We start from the raw sequence: 15,432 nt of genomic DNA on the forward strand, positions 1-15,432 counted from the left end.
GGCCGGCCGCCGGGCAGCAGCCCGGGGAGCGCGCCCGCTTCGACGGCGCCCCGCTCGCCCGCCCGGCGCGGGATCCAGACGAGCCGCGCACCGGTGGCCGAGGCGGCGCGTACCGCGGCGGTGAGCGCCCCCGGTACGGCGGCCAGCCGCTCGCCGACGACGATCACCGAGCCCTCGGCCCGCAGCGCTTCGGCCGCCGCTTGCCCCTCGCCCTCCAGTCCGACCCCGCCCGCCAGCGCGTCCAGCCACTCCGTCTCCGTACCGGGCGCCGCGGGCAGCAGCGTGCCGCCCGCCTTGATGAGCCCCCGGGTGGCGTACGAAGCGAGCCCGAACGTGCGCTGGCGGTTCTTGCGGTGCGCCTTGCGCAGCCGCAGGAAGACGCCGGGCGCCTCCTCCTCGGCCTCGATGCCCGCCAGCAGGACGGCCGGCGCGGCCTCCAGCGAGCGGTAGGTGACACCTTGTCCGTCCAGGTCACGGCCGTGCCCCGCGACCTGTGCCGCGAGGAAGCCCGCCTCCTCCGCGCTGTGCACGCGGGCCCGGAAGTCGATGTCGTTCGTGTTCAGGACGGTCCGCGCGAACTTGGCGTACGCGTAGGAGTCCTCGACGGTGAGGCGGCCGCCGGTCAGCACGCCGGCCCGGCCCCGGGCTGCGGCGAGCCCGCGGGCCGCCGCCTCCAGTGCCTCGGGCCAGCTCGCCGGGGTCAGCTCACCCGTGGACGCGTCCCGGACGAGCGGCGTCTCCAGCCGGTCGGGCAGCTGCCCGTACCGGAAGGCGAACCGCCCCTTGTCGCAGATCCACTCCTCGTTGACCTCGGGGTCGTCGGCCGCGAGCCGCCGCATGACCTTGCCGCGCCGGTGGTCCGTGCGCGTCGCGCAGCCGCCCGCGCAGTGCTCGCACACCGACGGCGAGGAGACCAGGTCGAAGGGGCGGGAGCGGAAGCGGTACGCCGCCGAGGTCAGCGCGCCGACCGGGCAGATCTGGATGGTGTTCCCGGAGAAGTACGACTCGAACGGGTCGCCCTCGCCGGTGCCGACCTGCTGCAGCGCGCCGCGCTCCAGCAGCTCGATCATCGGGTCGCCGGCGACCTGGTTGGAGAAGCGGGTGCAGCGGGCGCACAGCACGCAGCGCTCGCGGTCCAGCAGTACCTGCTGGGAGATCGGCACCGGCTTCTGGAAGGTGCGCTTCTTGCCCTCGAAGCGGGAGTCGGCCTGTCCGGCGGACATGGCCTGGTTCTGCAGCGGGCACTCGCCGCCCTTGTCGCAGACCGGGCAGTCCAGCGGGTGGTTGATCAGCAGCAGCTCCATCACGCCGCGCTGCGCCTTCTCGGCGACCGGCGAGGTGAGCTGGGACTTCACGACCATGCCGTCGGTGCAGGTGATCGTGCAGGAGGCCATCGGCTTGCGCTGGCCCTCGACCTCGACGATGCACTGGCGGCAGGCGCCGGCCGGGTCCAGCAGCGGGTGGTCGCAGAAGCGCGGGATCTCGATGCCGAGCATTTCGGCGGCCCGGATGACCAGGGTGCCCTTGGGCACGCTGATCTCGATGCCGTCGATGGTCAGCGTGACGAGGTCTTCGGGCGGGACCGCCGCCTCGCCGCCCCCGGAGGGCGCGTGGTTAGTGGTCACTGTCATGCGTTCACCTCCAGGTGCTTGTCGGCCCAAGCGGTGGACTTGGCCGGGTCGAAGGGGCAGCCCTTGCCGGTGACGTGCTGCTCGTACTCCGCGCGGAAGTACTTGAGCGAGGAGAAGATCGGCGAGGCGGCGCCGTCCCCCAGGGCGCAGAAGGACTTGCCGTTGATGTTGTCGGCGATGTCGTTCAGCTTGTCGAGGTCCGCCATGCGGCCCTTGCCTGCCTCGATGTCCCGCAGCAGCTGGACGAGCCAGTACGTGCCCTCGCGGCACGGCGTGCACTTGCCGCAGGACTCGTGCGCGTAGAACTCGGTCCAGCGCGTCACCGCCCGTACGACACAGGTCGTCTCGTCGAAGCACTGGAGGGCCTTGGTGCCGAGCATCGAGCCGGCCGCGCCGACGCCCTCGTAGTCCAGCGGGACGTCCAGGTGCTCGTCGGTGAACATCGGCGTGGACGAGCCGCCCGGGGTCCAGAACTTCAGCCGGTGGCCGGCCCGGATGCCGCCGCTCATGTCGAGCAGCTGGCGCAGCGTGATGCCCAACGGGGCTTCGTACTGGCCGGGGTTGGTGACGTGGCCGCTGAGGGAGTAGAGCGTGAAGCCCGGGGACTTCTCGCTGCCCATGGAGCGGAACCACTCCTTGCCCCGGTTCATGATGGCGGGAACCGACGCGATGGACTCGACGTTGTTCACGACAGTGGGGCAGGCGTAGAGGCCGGCCACCGCAGGGAAAGGGGGACGCAGCCGGGGCTGTCCGCGACGGCCCTCCAGGGAGTCCAGCAGCGCGGTCTCCTCGCCGCAGATGTACGCGCCCGCGCCCGCGTGCACGGTGAGTTCCAGATCGAGTCCGGACCCCAGCACGTTCTTGCCGAGGTAGCCCGCCGCGTACGCCTCGCGTACGGCCTCGTGCAAGCGCCGCAGTACGGGCACGGTCTCGCCGCGCAGATAGATGAACGCGTGCTCCGACCGGATCGCGTGACACGCGATGACGATCCCCTCGATGAGGGAATGCGGGTTCGCGAAGAGGAGCGGGATGTCCTTGCAGGTCCCCGGCTCCGACTCGTCGGCGTTGACAACAAGATAGTGCGGCTTGCCGTCCCCTTGCGGGATGAACTGCCACTTCATGCCCGTGGGGAAGCCGGCGCCGCCGCGGCCGCGCAGCCCCGCGTCCTTGACGTACGCGATGACGTCGTCCGGGGCCATGGCCAGCGCCTTGCGCGCGCCCTCGTAGCCGTCGTGCCGCCGGTAGGTCTCCAGGGTCCAGGAGTTCGGCTGGTCCCAGAAGGCCGACAGGACGGGGGTGAGCAGCTTTTCGGGGCTGGTCTCTCCCCCGGCCTCCGGCTGGGAAGAGCCACCGTATTCCGTGGACAACGTCATCACTCTCCCTCCTCGGCGGCGGGTCCGGCGGGGTGGTGAGGGTCGGACGCCGAGGTGTCGCGCGGGGCGTCGTGCGAGCTCGGGTGGGTGGCCGGAGCCTCACCGGGCGCGCGGTCGGCCGGTGCCTCGTCCGTCGGGTGGGCGCCGTCGCGCGGGGCGACGACGTGGTCCGTGCCGCCCGGCAGCTCCTCGCCCTTGGCCAGCCGGAGCCCGGCGAGCGAGGCGGCCCCCGCGCTGCCGGTCGCCTCGACCGCGCCCTCACGCCGGTCGGGGAAGCCGGCCAGGATGCGGGCGGTGTCCTTGTACGTGCACAGGGGCGCGCCGCGGGTGGGGGCGACGGGCCGCCCGGCCCGCAGGTCGTCGACCAGCGCTTTCGCGCTCTCCGGTGTCTGGTTGTCGAAGAACTCCCAGTTGACCATCACGACAGGCGCGTAGTCGCAGGCGGCGTTGCACTCGATGTGTTCGAGGGTGACCTTGCCGTCGGCGGTGGTCTCGTCGTTGCCGACGCCGAGGTGTTCCTTCAGCTCGTCGAAGATGGCGTCGCCGCCCATGACGGCGCAGAGGGTGTTGGTGCACACCCCGACCTGGTAGTCGCCGCTCGGCTTGCGGCGGTACATCGTGTAGAAGGTCGAGACGGCGGTGACCTCGGCGGTGGTGAGGTCCAGCAGCTCCGCGCAGAAGCGGATGCCGGTGCGGGTGACGTGCCCTTCCTCGGCCTGGACGAGGTGCAGCAGCGGCAGCAGGGCCGAGCGGGAGCCGGGGTAGCGGGCGATCACCTCTTTCGCGTCCGCTTCGAGCCGGGCCCGTACGTCGGCCGGGTAATCGGGGGCGGGGAGCTGCGGCATCCCCAAACTGACGCCCTCGGAAGAACTGGTGGTCACCGGTCGACGCCTCCCATCACGGGGTCGATGGATGCGACGGCGACGATGACGTCGGCGACCTGGCCGCCCTCGCACATCGCCGCCATGGCCTGCAGGTTGGTGAAGGACGGATCGCGGAAGTGGACGCGGTACGGACGGGTCCCGCCATCGCTCACCGCGTGCACCCCGAGCTCACCCTTGGGGGACTCGACGGCCACGTAGGTCTGGCCGGGCGGGACCCGGAAGCCCTCCGTCACCAGCTTGAAGTGGTGGATCAGGGCTTCCATGGAGGTGCCCATGATCTTCTTGATGTGGTCCAGGGAGTTGCCGAGGCCGTCCGGGCCGAGCGCGAGCTGCGCGGGCCAGGCGATCTTCTTGTCCCCGACCATGACCGGGCCGGGCTCCAGCCGGTCCAGGCACTGTTCGACGATGCGCAGGCTCTGCCGCATCTCCTCCAGGCGGAGCAGGAAGCGGCCGTAGGCGTCGCAGGTGTCGGTGGTCGGGACCTCGAAGTCGTAGGTCTCGTAGCCGCAGTAGGGGTCGGACTTGCGCAGGTCGTGCGGCAGCCCGGCGGAGCGCAGGACCGGCCCAGTGGCGCCGGTGGCCAGGCAGCCGGCCAGGTCCAGGTGGCCGATGCCCTGCATGCGGCCCTTGAAGACCGGGTTGCCGGTGGCGAGCTTGTCGTACTCCGTGAGGTTCTTGCGCATCTTCTTCACGAAGGCGCGTACCTGGTCGACGGCGCCGGGCGGCAGGTCCTGGGCGAGGCCGCCGGGCCGGACGAACGCGTGGTTCATGCGCAGGCCGGTGATCAGCTCGTAGATGTCCAGGACCAGTTCGCGGTCGCGGAAGCCGTAGATCATGATCGTGGTGGCGCCGAGCTCCATGCCGCCGGTGGCGATGCACACCAGGTGGGAGGAGAGCCGGTTCAGCTCCATCAGCAGCACGCGGATGATCGTGGCCCGGTCCGGGATGTCGTCCTCGATGCCGAGCAGCTTCTCCACGGCCAGGCAGTACGCCGTCTCGTTGAAGAACGGCGTCAGGTAGTCCATCCGCGTGACGAAGGTCGTGCCCTGGGTCCACGTGCGGTATTCGAGGTTCTTCTCGATGCCGGTGTGGAGGTAGCCGATGCCGCAGCGGGCCTCGGTGACGGTCTCGCCGTCGATCTCCAGGATGAGCCGGAGCACGCCGTGCGTGGAGGGGTGCTGCGGGCCCATGTTGACGACGATGCGCTCGTCGTCGGTCTTGGCGGCGGCCGCCACGACCTCGTCCCAGTCGCCGCCGGTGACCGTGTAGACGGTGCCCTCGGTCGTCTCGCGGGGGGTCGCGTGGGAAGTGGACGAAGTGGACATCAGCTGTACGACCTCCGCTGGTCGGGAGCCGGGATCTGGGCGCCCTTGTACTCGACGGGGATACCGCCGAGCGGGTAGTCCTTCCGCTGCGGGAAGCCCTGCCAGTCGTCCGGCATCATGATCCGGGTGAGCGCCGGGTGGCCGTCGAAGATCAGCCCGAAGAAGTCGTAGACCTCGCGCTCGTGCCAGTCGTTGGTCGGGTAGACGGCGACGACCGACGGGATGTGCGGGTCGGCGTCGGGCGCGGAGACCTCCAGCCGGATCAGCCGGGTGTGGGTGATCGACCGCAGGTGGTAGACGGCGTGCAGCTCGCGGCCCTTGTCGCCGGGGAAGTGCACGGCGCTGACGCCGGTGCACAGCTCGAAGCGGAGGGCCGGGTCGTCGCGGAGCGTCTTCGCGACGACCGGGAGGTACTCCCGCTCGATGTGGAAGGTCAGCTCGCCGCGGTCGACGACCGTCTTCTCGATGACGTTCTCAGGGACCAGCCCCTGTTCCTCCAGCGCGCCTTCGAGCTCGTCCGCGACCTCGTCGAACCAACCGCCGTACGGCCGGGACGTCGCGCCCGGCAGCCGTACGCTCCGTACGAGACCGCCGTAGCCGGAGGTGTCACCGCCGTTGTTCGCGCCGAACATGCCGCGCCGGGTGCCGATGACCTCGCCCTGGTCGCCGCGCTGGCCGGGGAGGTTCTGCGCGTTGAGGTCCTTGTCGGGGTTGACCCCGTTGGCCCCCGTGCCGTTCTTCGGGGCGTTCGCGCCGTTCTTCGGGTCGCTCACCGCAGCAGCCCCTTCATCTCGATCAGCGGGAGCGACTTGAGCGCCGCCTCCTCCGCCTCGCGGGCCGCTTCCTCGGCGTTGACCCCGAGCTTGGAGCCCTGGATCTTCTCGTGGAGCTTGAGGATGGCGTCCATCAGCATTTCGGGGCGGGGCGGGCATCCCGGGAGATAGATGTCGACCGGGACGATGTGGTCCACGCCCTGCACGATCGCGTAGTTGTTGAACATTCCGCCCGAAGAGGCGCAGACGCCCATGGAGATGACCCATTTCGGGTTCGGCATCTGGTCGTAGACCTGGCGCAGTACGGGCGCCATCTTCTGGCTGACCCGGCCGGCCACGATCATCAGGTCGGCCTGCCGGGGCGAGCCGCGGAAGACCTCCATGCCGAAGCGGGCCAGGTCGTAGCGGCCGGCGCCGGTGGTCATCATCTCGATGGCGCAGCACGCGAGCCCGAACGTCGCCGGGAAGACCGATGACTTGCGCACCCAGCCCGCGGCCTGTTCGACGGTGCTCAGCAGAAAGCCGCTGGGCAGCTTCTCTTCAAGTCCCATTGGGTGACCCCTAGTCCCATTCCAGGCCGCCACGCCGCCATACGTAGGCGTAGGCGACGAAGACGGTGAGCGCGAAGAGCAGCATCTCGACGAGCCCGAACAACCCCAGGGCGTCGAAGGTGACGGCCCAGGGATAGAGGAAGACGATCTCGATGTCGAAGACGATGAAGAGCATCGCCGTCAGGTAGTACTTGATCGGAAAGCGGCCGCCGCCTGAAGGCTGTGGGGTCGGCTCGATCCCGCACTCGTACGCCTCGAGCTTGGCCCGGTTGTAGCGCCTGGGTCCGACGAGCGTGGCCATGACGACAGAGAAGATCGCAAAGCCTGCCCCGAGGGCTCCCAGTACGAGGATGGGCGCATAGGCGTTCACCGTCCTCGCTCCCTTCAGTCGACGATGACTGGTTGGCGGTCCGGCCCCGGGCCCGTTCACTCCTCGACGGATCTCGACAGAGATCGCTTCTATGTGAGGCAGTTCACAAGCCCTGGCCGCCTGCATCCTATGCCCGTGAGTCTGTGATCTGCGACACGGGCTGCGACAACGGCTTTGTGATCTCCACCACCTGACGAAGGATCATGAAGCCGGATGAGCGGTGATCTTCGCACCGGAAGCGGCGGAGTGATCACTTGAAGTGACAAAAGCAGCGGTTGTCGCTGGTCAAGAGGGTGCCCCCTCTATCAAGAGCTACGCTCCGCAAGCAAATTGGCGTTGGACACCGTCAACTGCTAGCGCGTGCCCACCCGTCCGCGTGACCTAGTCGTGACCCCGCCGTGATCGTCGGTACGTGCATTGCTTCACGAGCGCGCATCACGAGGACATAACGGCCACTCAGGAGTGAGCTATCCCACGCGTTTCACGCTTCTGAAACCTTGACGGTGGGGAAGCCTTGGCGTGTCGGTTGCGAAGGTGGTAAGTGCCGTGCTGGGGCGCATCGAGCGGTAAATGCCGTGCGCAGGAACATGATCACGAAATTCGGACACCCCCTCGGCCAACACGCGACTGGCCGATTGGTCCGGTTTGTTCACCGTGTACGCGTCAAAAGTGGTGCACACCACCTTTGTTGGCAGCAACCTGGGGCTCCTGATAGCCGTGGTGCCATGTCCCCGAACGCACTCATACCCAGCCACCGGAAGCCCCGCCGCTCCGCGACTTCGCGAGCCGTGCGCGCAGGGTTCACCGGTGGCATCCTCACGCTGGCGGTGACCGGTACCGCCGTTCCCGCGAACGCCACTGGTGAGAAGCCGGCCTCCGAGACCCAGGAGCTGCCGACCGTCACCGCCGCGCTCGCCACGTCCGTGGCCAGGACCGCGGACACCACCCAGCAGGTTGCGGACCAGTACGAGCTGCAGGCCGCGCAGGACTCGGTCTTCTCCAAGGCCGACAAGGCCGCGCAGAAGGCCAAGGACAAGGCCGTCGAGGCCAAGCGCAAGGCCGAGGCGGAGAAGCGGGCCGCCGCGGCCCGCAAGGCCAAGGAGGCCAAGGAGGCCGAGCAGGCCCAGCTGCGCGCCTCCCGCTCCGACGACCGCCCCGCCCTCTCGGTGAGCGCCTCGGTCGACACCGGCCCGGTCTCCGGCTCCACCGCCTCCCTGGTGAGCTTCCTCAAGGCCCAGGTCGGCAAGGCGTACGTGAGCGGCGCGACCGGCCCGTCCGCGTACGACTGCTCCGGCCTCACCCAGGCCGCGTTCCGCCAGATCGGCATCGACCTGCCGCGCGTCTCCCAGGACCAGTCGACCGCCGGCACCCAGGTCGGCCTGGACAACCTCCAGGTGGGCGACATCCTCTACTGGGGCAGCGCGGGCAGCGCGTACCACGTCGCGGTCTACATCGGCGACGGCCAGTTCATCGGCGCGCAGAACTCCAGCACCGGTGTCGTGCAGCGCGACATGAGCTACGACCAGCCGACGGGCGCCGTCCGCGTCCGCTGAGGCCCCTCCGGATCCCTGATCCCTGCACACGGCGAAAGGGCCGTCGTCCCCCGCTCGGGACGACGGCCCTTTCGCCGTACTTCAAGGCATGAGCCGTACTACAGTACGTTCTGCGGTACTACGACCGCTCATGTGCTCACTACTGGCGCGGCTTGACCTCGGCCATCTCGCCCCAGCCGGTGCCCTCGGTCTCGACGTTGATGATCTCCGGGGTGCTCGCGACGAGCCCGGACATCAGCTCGATCGCGTCCTTGAAGTGGTCGGACTGCACGTGCGCCGCGCCCGCCTCCTGGCCCGCGAACGCCTCCAGCAGCACGAACTGGTTCGGGTCGTCCGCGCTCCGGGACCACTCGAAGAAGATGTTGCCCGGCTCGGCGCGGGTGGCGAGCGTGAAGGGCTCGGTCAGCGACAGCCACTGGTCGCTCTTCTCGGGCCGGACGGTGAACTTCACAGCGATGAAAATCATGCGACCACTGTGCGCCGCGGGCGGCCGCGCCGCGAGCCGGCGGGGCCGCCATTCCACCGATGCCGGAAAACGCGTCACCCACGACGCGGTACTCAGGCCCCCGCCGCCGCCCGGGTCAGTACCGACGCCAGCTCGCCCCGGCGCGCCGGGTAGTCGGCGGTCGGCAGGGACACCGACAGCGCGCGGACGGAGCCGTCGGGGCCCTCGCCCGGCAGGCGGACGGCGAGGCAGGTGTGGGCCGGATCGGTCTCGCCGACCGACACGGCGAGCCCCTTCCGGCGCACCCGCACCAGCTCCGCCTCGAAGCGCTCGGGCGAGGTGATCGTACGGTCCGTCAGCCGGGGCAGCCCGTGCGCGGCGAGATAGCGGCGGCGCGCCGGCCGGTTCAGCGCGGCGAGCAGCACCTTGCCGTGCGCGGTGGCGTGCGCGCCGTGGTCGGGCCCCACCGCGAACGGCCCGCCGGCCGCCGACACCGGCAGCGTGCTGTCGACGACCGCGATCCGCCCCTGCCCCACCGCGCTGAGGTACGCGTGCGCCCCGGTCGCGCGCCGTACGTGCAGCAGCAGCTCGCGTGCGTCGTCCTCGATGCCGGTCTGCCGCTGGAACGCCCGGTACAGCGCGGGCACCTGGGGCCCGAGGGCGTAACCCCCGGCCGTACGCGTGACGTGCCCGCGCGCGGTCAGCGGCCCCAGCAAGTTGTAGACCGTGGAGAGCGAACAGCCCAGCCGCCGGGCCAGCGCCTTGGCCGTCACCGGCCCCGGCGACCCGGCCACCGCGTCGAGCACGTCCAGCGCCCGGTCGACGGAGAGCGGTCCGTTGGCGGGTGCGGCGGACATGGTCCCTCCGGGTGTCTCGGGCGGCGGCTGCCGTCACTGCTACTACCGCTCCAGGATCCCTCACCGCGGCCAGAGCGTGCTCTGCCGGTTGGCCTCCCGGACCTTGGCCCGCAGCTCCGCCCGGCGGTCGTCCTCCCCCTGCGCCTCCTCCGCCCGCTCCGCCGCCTCGGGACGCTCGATCCCCTCGTCCCGTTCATCCCGTTCGCCCCCCTTCGGTCCGTCGCTCATGACGTCCCCCCTCGCAACCGGCGCCGTGCCCTCGCCATCCCCATGGTTCACGCTCCGTGTTCCACTCGGCGCTGTGTGTGCTCCTCCCCAGCCTGACCGCCCGCACGCCTTCTCGGCAGTACGCACAATCCGCCAACTTCACGCGTCAAGACCGGCCGTGAGACATCCGGGAAAAAGCACGGTGCCGCCACCGGCGGGGCCGGTGGCGGCACGTCGGGCCGTACGAGCGCGGGTCAGGCCTTGGGGGCGACCTTGCTCAGGCCGTTGATGATGCGGTCCATGGCGTCGCCGCCGGTGGGGTCGGTGAGGTTGGCCAGCATCTTCAGGGTGAACTTCATCAGCAGCGGGTGGGTGAGGCCGCGCTGCGTGGCCAGCTTCATGATCTTCGGGTTGCCGATGAGCTTCACGAAGGCGCGGCCCATCGAGTAGTAGCCGCCGTAGGTGTCCTTGAGGATCTTCGGGTACCGCTGCAGGGCCAGCTCGCGCTGCGCGTACGTGGCGCGCGCGTGCGCCTGCACGATGACGTCCGCGGCGATCTGGCCGGACTCCATGGCGTACGCGATGCCCTCGCCGTTGAAGGGGTTCACCAGGCCGCCCGCGTCACCGACCAGGAGGAGGCCCTTGGTGTAGTGCGGCTGGCGGTTGAAGGCCATGGGGAGCGCCGCGCCGCGGATCGGCATCGTCATGTTCTCGGGGGTGTAGCCCCAGTCGGCCGGCATGGAAGCGCACCAGGCCTTGAGGATCTCGCGCCAGTCCAGCTCCTTGAAGCTGCTGGAGGTGTTCAGGACGCCGAGGCCGACGTTCGAGGTGCCGTCGCCCATGCCGAAGATCCAGCCGTAGCCGGGCAGCAGCCGGTCCTGCGGGCCGCTGCGGTCCCACAGCTCCAGCCAGGACTCCAGGTAGTCGTCGTCGTGCCGGGGCGAGGTGAAGTACGTGCGGACCGCGACGCCCATCGGGCGGTCCTCGCGGCGGTGCAGGCCCATCGCCAGGGAAAGGCGCGTGGAGTTGCCGTCGGCGGCGACGACGAGCGGGGCGTGGAAGGTGACCGGGGTCTTCTCCTCGCCGAGCTTGGCGGTCACGCCCTCGATGCGGCCGGTCAGGTCGTTGACGATCGGGCCGCTGACGTTGCAGCGCTCGTACAGCCGGGCGCCGGCCTTCTGCGCCTGCCGGGCCAGCTGCTCGTCGAAGTCGTCACGCTTACGGACCAGGCCGTAGTCCGGGTAGGAGGCGAGGTCCGGCCAGTCGAGCTGGAGCCGGACGCCGCCGCCGATGATCCGCAGCCCCTTGTTGCGCAGCCACCCGGCCTCTTCCGAGATGTCGATGCCCATCGACACCAGCTGCTTGGTGGCGCGCGGGGTGAGGCCGTCGCCGCAGACCTTCTCGCGCGGGAACGCCGTCTTCTCCAGCAGGAGGACGTCCAGGCCGGCCTTGGCGAGGTAGTAGGCGGTGGTCGAGCCAGCCGGACCGGCGCCCACGACGATCACATCGGCGGTGTGCTCGGAGCGGGCCTGGGTGGCGGCGGCATCGGTCACGTCGGTCACGGCGTTGTCTCCCGGAACTCGATATCTGGGTGCCGACCGGCACTGGACCCGTGCAGTCTATGCAGGCGTACCTGATCGGATTCCGAAGGGTTGGTCCATGCAGAAGCCGCTTCCCCCCGTCGAGCTGCGCGTCCCCACCGAGGAGGACGCGTGGAACTGGCACCGGGTCTTCGACGACCCGGAGGTGATGGAATTCCACGGCGGCGCGTCGGCCGAGCTGTCGGCCTACGAGGAGCTGACCGCGCGTCAGCGCCGCCACCACGCCGAACGCGGCTATTGCTTCTACACGATCGTGGACCCCACGGACGACGCGGTGATCGGCTTCGCGGGCGCCCAGCCGTGGCCGCGCACGGAGTGGGGCCCGGTCGGCGAGATCGAGATCGGCTGGCGGCTGGGCCGGAAGTACTGGGGCAGGGGCTACGCCACGACCGTGGCCCGGCGCGCCCTGGAGGACGTGCGGGCCGCGGGCGTACGGCATGTCGTGGCCATGGTGCAGGCCGAGAACGCGCGGTCGATCGCGGTCACCCGGCGGCTCGGGATGCGGCAGGCCGAGACGTTCGTCTCACCCGTGTCGAAGGTGACGGGCCTGTGCCACCGGCTGGACCTGTGAGCCGGCCGGCTCACCACCGCCCCGGCGGCTGACCCGGCGTCAGGCAGCCGGCTTCGTCCCCCGGTGCAGGGCGACGATGCCGCCCGTGAGGTTGCGCCAGGCGACCTTCGACCAGCCCGCCCGCTGGAGCAGGGCGGCCAGCGCGGGCTGGTCGGGCCAGGCCCGGATGGAGTCGGCGAGGTAGACGTAGGCGTCGGGGTTGGAGCTGACGGCGGTCGCGACCGGCGGCAGCGCGCGCATCAGGTACTCGGTGTAGACGGTCCGGAAGGGCGCCCACGTCGGCTGGCTGAACTCGCAGATGACGACCCGGCCGCCGGGCTTGGTGACCCGGTACAGCTCGGCCAGCGCGGCACCGGTGTCCTGTACGTTCCGCAGCCCGAAGGAGATCGTGACGGCGTCGAACACGTCGTCCGCGAAGGGCAGCTTCGTCGCGTCACCGGCGGTGAAGGGCAGCCACGGCTGCCGCTTCTTGCCCTCGCGCAGCATGCCGGTGGAGAAGTCGCAGGGCACGACGTACGCGCCGGTGCGCGCGAACGGCACGGAGGAGGTGCCCGTACCGGCCGCGAGGTCGAGCACCCGCTCGGCGGGCCGGGCGGCCACCGCCTTGTCCACCGCCTTGCGCCACAGCCGCGCCTGCCCGAGGGACAGCACGTCGTTGGTGAGGTCGTACCGTTCCGCCACGTCGTCGAACATGGAAGCGACTTCGTGCGGCTGCTTGTCCAGGGATGCTCGGGTCACGTGCCCATTGTTCACCACGGGCGGCTCATCCCCGGCGGCGGTACACCAGCCGGCCGGCCAGGGCCGTCGTCAGACAGCTGCCGTCCGCGGCGAAGACCGCGAAGTCGGCGGGGGCGCCCGGGGACAGGGTGCGCGGCGCGGGCCCGGGCAGCTCCCGGAGGCCCGACCGGGTCACTGCCGTACGGACCGACGGGCGGGTGAAGGGGCCGGTCACGGACGTCGTGCCGCGCGCCAGCAGCCGTTGGAGGCCGCGGCGGGCGCTGCCGCCCCAGCGGGTCTCGGACATGTCGAGGGCGGCCAGCGCCGCCCCCGTCAGGGGCTCCGTGCCCAGCTCGGCGGCCTCGCGCGGGTCGGGGTGGTACGCGGCTTCCAAGTACGCGGCGCCCTCGGGCTCGTGCCGGCCGGGCGTGAGGACGCCGTCCCACTCCCGTACGCGGGCCCGGTCGCCGTACTCGGCCGCCAGCTCCTCGTACGGGCCGACGGCCTCGATGCGGGAGCCGGAGACCAGCACCGCGTCCGCGCCGGGGGCAGGGCCACTGGCAGCGGCGGCCTCGACCGCGCGGACGTGGTGCAGGGTCAGCATGGCGGGCGGCTCAGTTGGCCTCGACGAGCTTCAGCTCGGGGTGGGCCGTGCCGCCCTCGATGGCGGTGGAGGAGATGTGCGAGGCGACGCGGTCGTCGACCGGGTCGTTCGCCGGGTCGTCGTGCACGACCAGGTGCTCGTACGTCGTCGCGCGCTGCGCCGGCACCCGGCCCGCCTTGCGGATCAGGTCGATGATCTCCTGGCGGTTGGAGCGGTGCTTGGCGCCGGCCGAGGAGACGACGTTCTCCTCCAGCATGATCGAGCCGAGGTCGTCCGCGCCGTAGTGCAGCGACAGCTGGCCGACCTCCTTGCCGGTGGTCAGCCAGGAGCCCTGGATGTGGGCGACGTTGTCGAGGAAGAGGCGGGCGATCGCGATCATCCGCAGGTACTCGAAGAGCGTGGCCTGCGTCCGGCCCTTCAGGTGGTTGTTCTCGGGCTGGTAGGTGTACGGGATGAAGGCGCGGAAGCCGCCCGTACGGTCCTGCACGTCCCGGATCATCCGCAGGTGCTCGATGCGCTCGGCGTTGGTCTCACCCGTGCCCATCAGCATCGTGGAGGTGGACTCCACGCCGAGGTTGTGGGCGATCTCCATGATCTCCAGCCAGCGCTCGCCGGACTCCTTGAGCGGGGCGATCGCCTTGCGCGGCCGCTCGGGCAGCAGCTCGGCACCGGCGCCGGCGAAGGAGTCCAGACCCGCGGCATGGATGCGCCGGATGGCCTCCTCGGCGCTCACGCCCGAGATGCGGGCCATGTGCTCGATCTCGGACGCGCCGAGGGAGTGGATGACCAGCTGCGGGAACGCCTTCTTGATGGCGGCGAAGTGCTCTTCGTAGTACTCCACGCCGTAGTCCGGGTGGTGGCCGCCCTGGAACATGATCTGCGTGCCGCCCAGCTCGACGGTCTCCGCGCAGCGGCGCAGGATGTCGTCCAGGTCGCGGGACCAGCCCTTGGCGGTGTCCTTGGGCGCGGCGTAGAACGCGCAGAACTTGCACGCCGTCACGCACACGTTGGTGTAGTTGATGTTCCGCTCGATGATGTACGTCGCGATGTGCTCCGTACCGGCGTAGCGGCGGCGGCGCACGGCGTCGGCGGCCTTGCCGAGGGCGTGCAGCGGCGCCGAGCGGTACAGCTCAACGGCTTCCTCGGGGGTGATCCGCCCGCCCTCCGCGGCGCGGTCGAGTACGGACTGGAGGTCGGCGTTCTCGGTCACCGGGCGTCCCTTTCGAGGTTCTTGGGCGGGCATGTGTCACGACCGATCCAGCGTACGCCAGGGGTTCGGCGGGGCTGGGGGCGGTCAGCCGGTTCGCGCCGGGGCGCCGTCAGCCGGCTCTGGTGAGGTGGGCCGTGGGGCGGCCGCCGCGCTCGTCGTCGGAGGCGTAGGCGAGGCCGTCGCCGTCCTTGGTGAGGGTGACGGTCGCGGTGTCGCCCGTACACAGCGCGCCCGCGTCCTTGTCCGCCGTCTCCCGCAGGGTGAGCTTGCCGGCGGTGACCGCGCGCAGCTCCCCGGTGGCATGGCACTGCACGACCACCGCGTCGTACGTCAGCTTCGCCACCTTCCCGCCCACCGCGCCCTTGCCGAGGGTCACCGTGACCGAGCCGTTGGCCGCGCCGCCGCGCTGCCGGACCGTACCGGTCCAGGTGCCGAGGAACGCCGTGGGCACGGCGCCCTGCGGGCGGTCGCCCGGGGTCGCGGCAGGCGGTTTCGCGGCCTGATCCTGGTCCCCGCCGGACGTGCCCCCGCCGCCCGGCAGCAGCTGGAGGACGAAGGCGGCGGTGGTCGCGGCGGCCAGCGCACCGGCGACGGACAGTACGAGCGTGCAGCTCATACGGCGGGGCCGGGCCCTGCCGCCGAACATGCCGGTGAGCGAGAGCCGGCGTTCCCTGGCTCCGGGAGGAGTCGCGGGACCGCCGGCGCCACCGGTCCCGGTCGCGGGCGCCGGCCACTCCGGGCGCGGCGGCGGCACCGCGGC

Annotated in this window: 15 protein-coding genes and 2 pseudogenes; 2 read left to right on the top strand and 15 right to left on the bottom strand. The window is 70.8% G+C overall.

Translation table 11 applies throughout. The features are described from left to right. The 7 genes from ABT381_RS31070 to ABT381_RS31100 all read right to left on the bottom strand — a co-directional run. On the bottom strand, nucleotides 1-1,631 hold a 1,631-nt coding region (locus ABT381_RS31070; RefSeq protein WP_351600063.1), incomplete at its 3' end, for an NADH-quinone oxidoreductase subunit G. Continuing rightward, nucleotides 1,628-3,004: an NADH-quinone oxidoreductase subunit NuoF gene (nuoF, locus tag ABT381_RS31075; RefSeq protein WP_351600065.1), complete on the bottom strand. Its 1,377-nt coding sequence runs from the start codon at nucleotides 3,002-3,004 to the stop codon at nucleotides 1,628-1,630. The genes ABT381_RS31070 and nuoF, both read right to left, overlap by 4 nt. Beyond that, nucleotides 3,004-3,885 carry an NADH-quinone oxidoreductase subunit NuoE gene (gene nuoE, locus ABT381_RS31080; protein WP_351600067.1) on the bottom strand — a complete coding sequence of 294 codons (882 nt, stop codon included), beginning with the start codon at nucleotides 3,883-3,885 and terminating at the stop codon, nucleotides 3,004-3,006. Before nuoE ends, nuoF begins: the two co-directional genes overlap by 1 nt. Beyond that, the gene (locus ABT381_RS31085; protein ID WP_351600069.1) at nucleotides 3,882-5,213 is read right to left on the bottom strand and encodes an NADH-quinone oxidoreductase subunit D; all 1,332 of its coding nucleotides are present in this window, start codon (nucleotides 5,211-5,213) and stop codon (nucleotides 3,882-3,884) included. The genes nuoE and ABT381_RS31085 overlap by 4 nt, the downstream gene beginning before the upstream one ends. Then, the gene (locus tag ABT381_RS31090; RefSeq protein ID WP_351600071.1) at nucleotides 5,213-5,986 is read right to left on the bottom strand and encodes an NADH-quinone oxidoreductase subunit C; all 774 of its coding nucleotides are present in this window, start codon (nucleotides 5,984-5,986) and stop codon (nucleotides 5,213-5,215) included. The genes ABT381_RS31085 and ABT381_RS31090 overlap by 1 nt, the downstream gene beginning before the upstream one ends. Then, the gene (locus ABT381_RS31095; protein WP_351600073.1) at nucleotides 5,983-6,537 is read right to left on the bottom strand and encodes a NuoB/complex I 20 kDa subunit family protein; all 555 of its coding nucleotides are present in this window, start codon (nucleotides 6,535-6,537) and stop codon (nucleotides 5,983-5,985) included. Before ABT381_RS31095 ends, ABT381_RS31090 begins: the two co-directional genes overlap by 4 nt. A 10-nt stretch (nucleotides 6,538-6,547) precedes the next feature. Continuing rightward, nucleotides 6,548-6,907, bottom strand: coding sequence for an NADH-quinone oxidoreductase subunit A (locus ABT381_RS31100; RefSeq protein ID WP_030262580.1), 360 nt, complete (start codon nucleotides 6,905-6,907; stop codon nucleotides 6,548-6,550). A gap of 725 nt (nucleotides 6,908-7,632) precedes the next feature. Between ABT381_RS31100 and ABT381_RS31105 the strand changes: the two genes are divergently transcribed. Beyond that, nucleotides 7,633-8,460 carry a C40 family peptidase gene (locus ABT381_RS31105; RefSeq protein ID WP_351600075.1) on the top strand — a complete coding sequence of 276 codons (828 nt, stop codon included), beginning with the start codon at nucleotides 7,633-7,635 and terminating at the stop codon, nucleotides 8,458-8,460. 139 nt (nucleotides 8,461-8,599) lie between these two features. On the opposite strand, the gene ABT381_RS31110 is transcribed toward ABT381_RS31105, so the two are convergent. The 4 genes and pseudogenes from ABT381_RS31110 to ABT381_RS31125 all read right to left on the bottom strand — a co-directional run. Beyond that, entirely contained in the window at nucleotides 8,600-8,926 is a 327-nt protein-coding gene (locus tag ABT381_RS31110) for a putative quinol monooxygenase (RefSeq protein WP_351600077.1), read from the bottom strand. A gap of 92 nt (nucleotides 8,927-9,018) precedes the next feature. Beyond that, nucleotides 9,019-9,762 carry an IclR family transcriptional regulator gene (locus tag ABT381_RS31115; RefSeq protein ID WP_351600079.1) on the bottom strand — a complete coding sequence of 248 codons (744 nt, stop codon included), beginning with the start codon at nucleotides 9,760-9,762 and terminating at the stop codon, nucleotides 9,019-9,021. A gap of 60 nt (nucleotides 9,763-9,822) precedes the next feature. After that, a complete protein-coding gene (locus ABT381_RS31120) occupies nucleotides 9,823-9,990 on the bottom strand; it encodes a hypothetical protein (RefSeq protein ID WP_351600081.1) in 168 nt (55 codons plus the stop codon). 233 nt (nucleotides 9,991-10,223) lie between these two features. Beyond that, nucleotides 10,224-11,537: pseudogene (locus tag ABT381_RS31125) on the bottom strand (geranylgeranyl reductase family protein); the annotation flags it as partial. 91 nt (nucleotides 11,538-11,628) lie between these two features. On the opposite strand from ABT381_RS31125, the gene ABT381_RS31130 reads away from it, so the two are divergent. After that, nucleotides 11,629-12,141 carry a GNAT family N-acetyltransferase gene (locus ABT381_RS31130; protein WP_351600083.1) on the top strand — a complete coding sequence of 171 codons (513 nt, stop codon included), beginning with the start codon at nucleotides 11,629-11,631 and terminating at the stop codon, nucleotides 12,139-12,141. A 39-nt stretch (nucleotides 12,142-12,180) separates the two neighbouring features. On the opposite strand, the gene ABT381_RS31135 is transcribed toward ABT381_RS31130, so the two are convergent. The 4 genes and pseudogenes from ABT381_RS31135 to ABT381_RS31150 form a co-directional block, all read right to left on the bottom strand. Next, the gene (locus tag ABT381_RS31135) at nucleotides 12,181-12,879 is read right to left on the bottom strand and encodes a demethylmenaquinone methyltransferase (RefSeq protein ID WP_351600085.1); all 699 of its coding nucleotides are present in this window, start codon (nucleotides 12,877-12,879) and stop codon (nucleotides 12,181-12,183) included. A gap of 25 nt (nucleotides 12,880-12,904) precedes the next feature. After that, the gene (locus tag ABT381_RS31140) at nucleotides 12,905-13,462 is read right to left on the bottom strand and encodes an imidazolonepropionase-like domain-containing protein (RefSeq protein WP_351600087.1); all 558 of its coding nucleotides are present in this window, start codon (nucleotides 13,460-13,462) and stop codon (nucleotides 12,905-12,907) included. Between the two features lie 10 nt (nucleotides 13,463-13,472). Beyond that, nucleotides 13,473-14,672 carry a cyclic dehypoxanthinyl futalosine synthase gene (gene mqnC, locus ABT381_RS31145; RefSeq protein ID WP_351600089.1) on the bottom strand — a complete coding sequence of 400 codons (1,200 nt, stop codon included), beginning with the start codon at nucleotides 14,670-14,672 and terminating at the stop codon, nucleotides 13,473-13,475. Nucleotides 14,673-14,781: 109 nt separating this feature from the next. Continuing rightward, a pseudogene (locus ABT381_RS31150) lies at nucleotides 14,782-15,432 on the bottom strand (serine/threonine-protein kinase); the annotation flags it as partial.

Source organism: Streptomyces sp. NPDC000151 (genome assembly GCF_040301705.1).
In the GTDB taxonomy this organism is placed as follows: Bacteria; Actinomycetota; Actinomycetes; order Streptomycetales; family Streptomycetaceae; genus Streptomyces.

What these genes read in the sequence shown, in the direction of transcription:
- ABT381_RS31105 (WP_351600075.1), top strand. Translation starts at nt 7,633, where the DNA reads ATGTCCCCGAACGCACTCATACCCAGCCACCGGAAGCCCCGCCGCTCC.
- ABT381_RS31140 (WP_351600087.1), bottom strand. Translation starts at nt 13,462, where the DNA reads ATGCTGACCCTGCACCACGTCCGCGCGGTCGAGGCCGCCGCTGCCAGT.
- ABT381_RS31085 (WP_351600069.1), bottom strand. Translation starts at nt 5,213, where the DNA reads ATGTCCACTTCGTCCACTTCCCACGCGACCCCCCGCGAGACGACCGAG.
- ABT381_RS31110 (WP_351600077.1), bottom strand. Translation starts at nt 8,926, where the DNA reads ATGATTTTCATCGCTGTGAAGTTCACCGTCCGGCCCGAGAAGAGCGAC.
- ABT381_RS31115 (WP_351600079.1), bottom strand. Translation starts at nt 9,762, where the DNA reads ATGTCCGCCGCACCCGCCAACGGACCGCTCTCCGTCGACCGGGCGCTG.
- nuoF (WP_351600065.1), bottom strand. Translation starts at nt 3,004, where the DNA reads ATGACGTTGTCCACGGAATACGGTGGCTCTTCCCAGCCGGAGGCCGGG.
- ABT381_RS31120 (WP_351600081.1), bottom strand. Translation starts at nt 9,990, where the DNA reads ATGAGCGACGGACCGAAGGGGGGCGAACGGGATGAACGGGACGAGGGG.
- ABT381_RS31095 (WP_351600073.1), bottom strand. Translation starts at nt 6,537, where the DNA reads ATGGGACTTGAAGAGAAGCTGCCCAGCGGCTTTCTGCTGAGCACCGTC.
- ABT381_RS31130 (WP_351600083.1), top strand. Translation starts at nt 11,629, where the DNA reads ATGCAGAAGCCGCTTCCCCCCGTCGAGCTGCGCGTCCCCACCGAGGAG.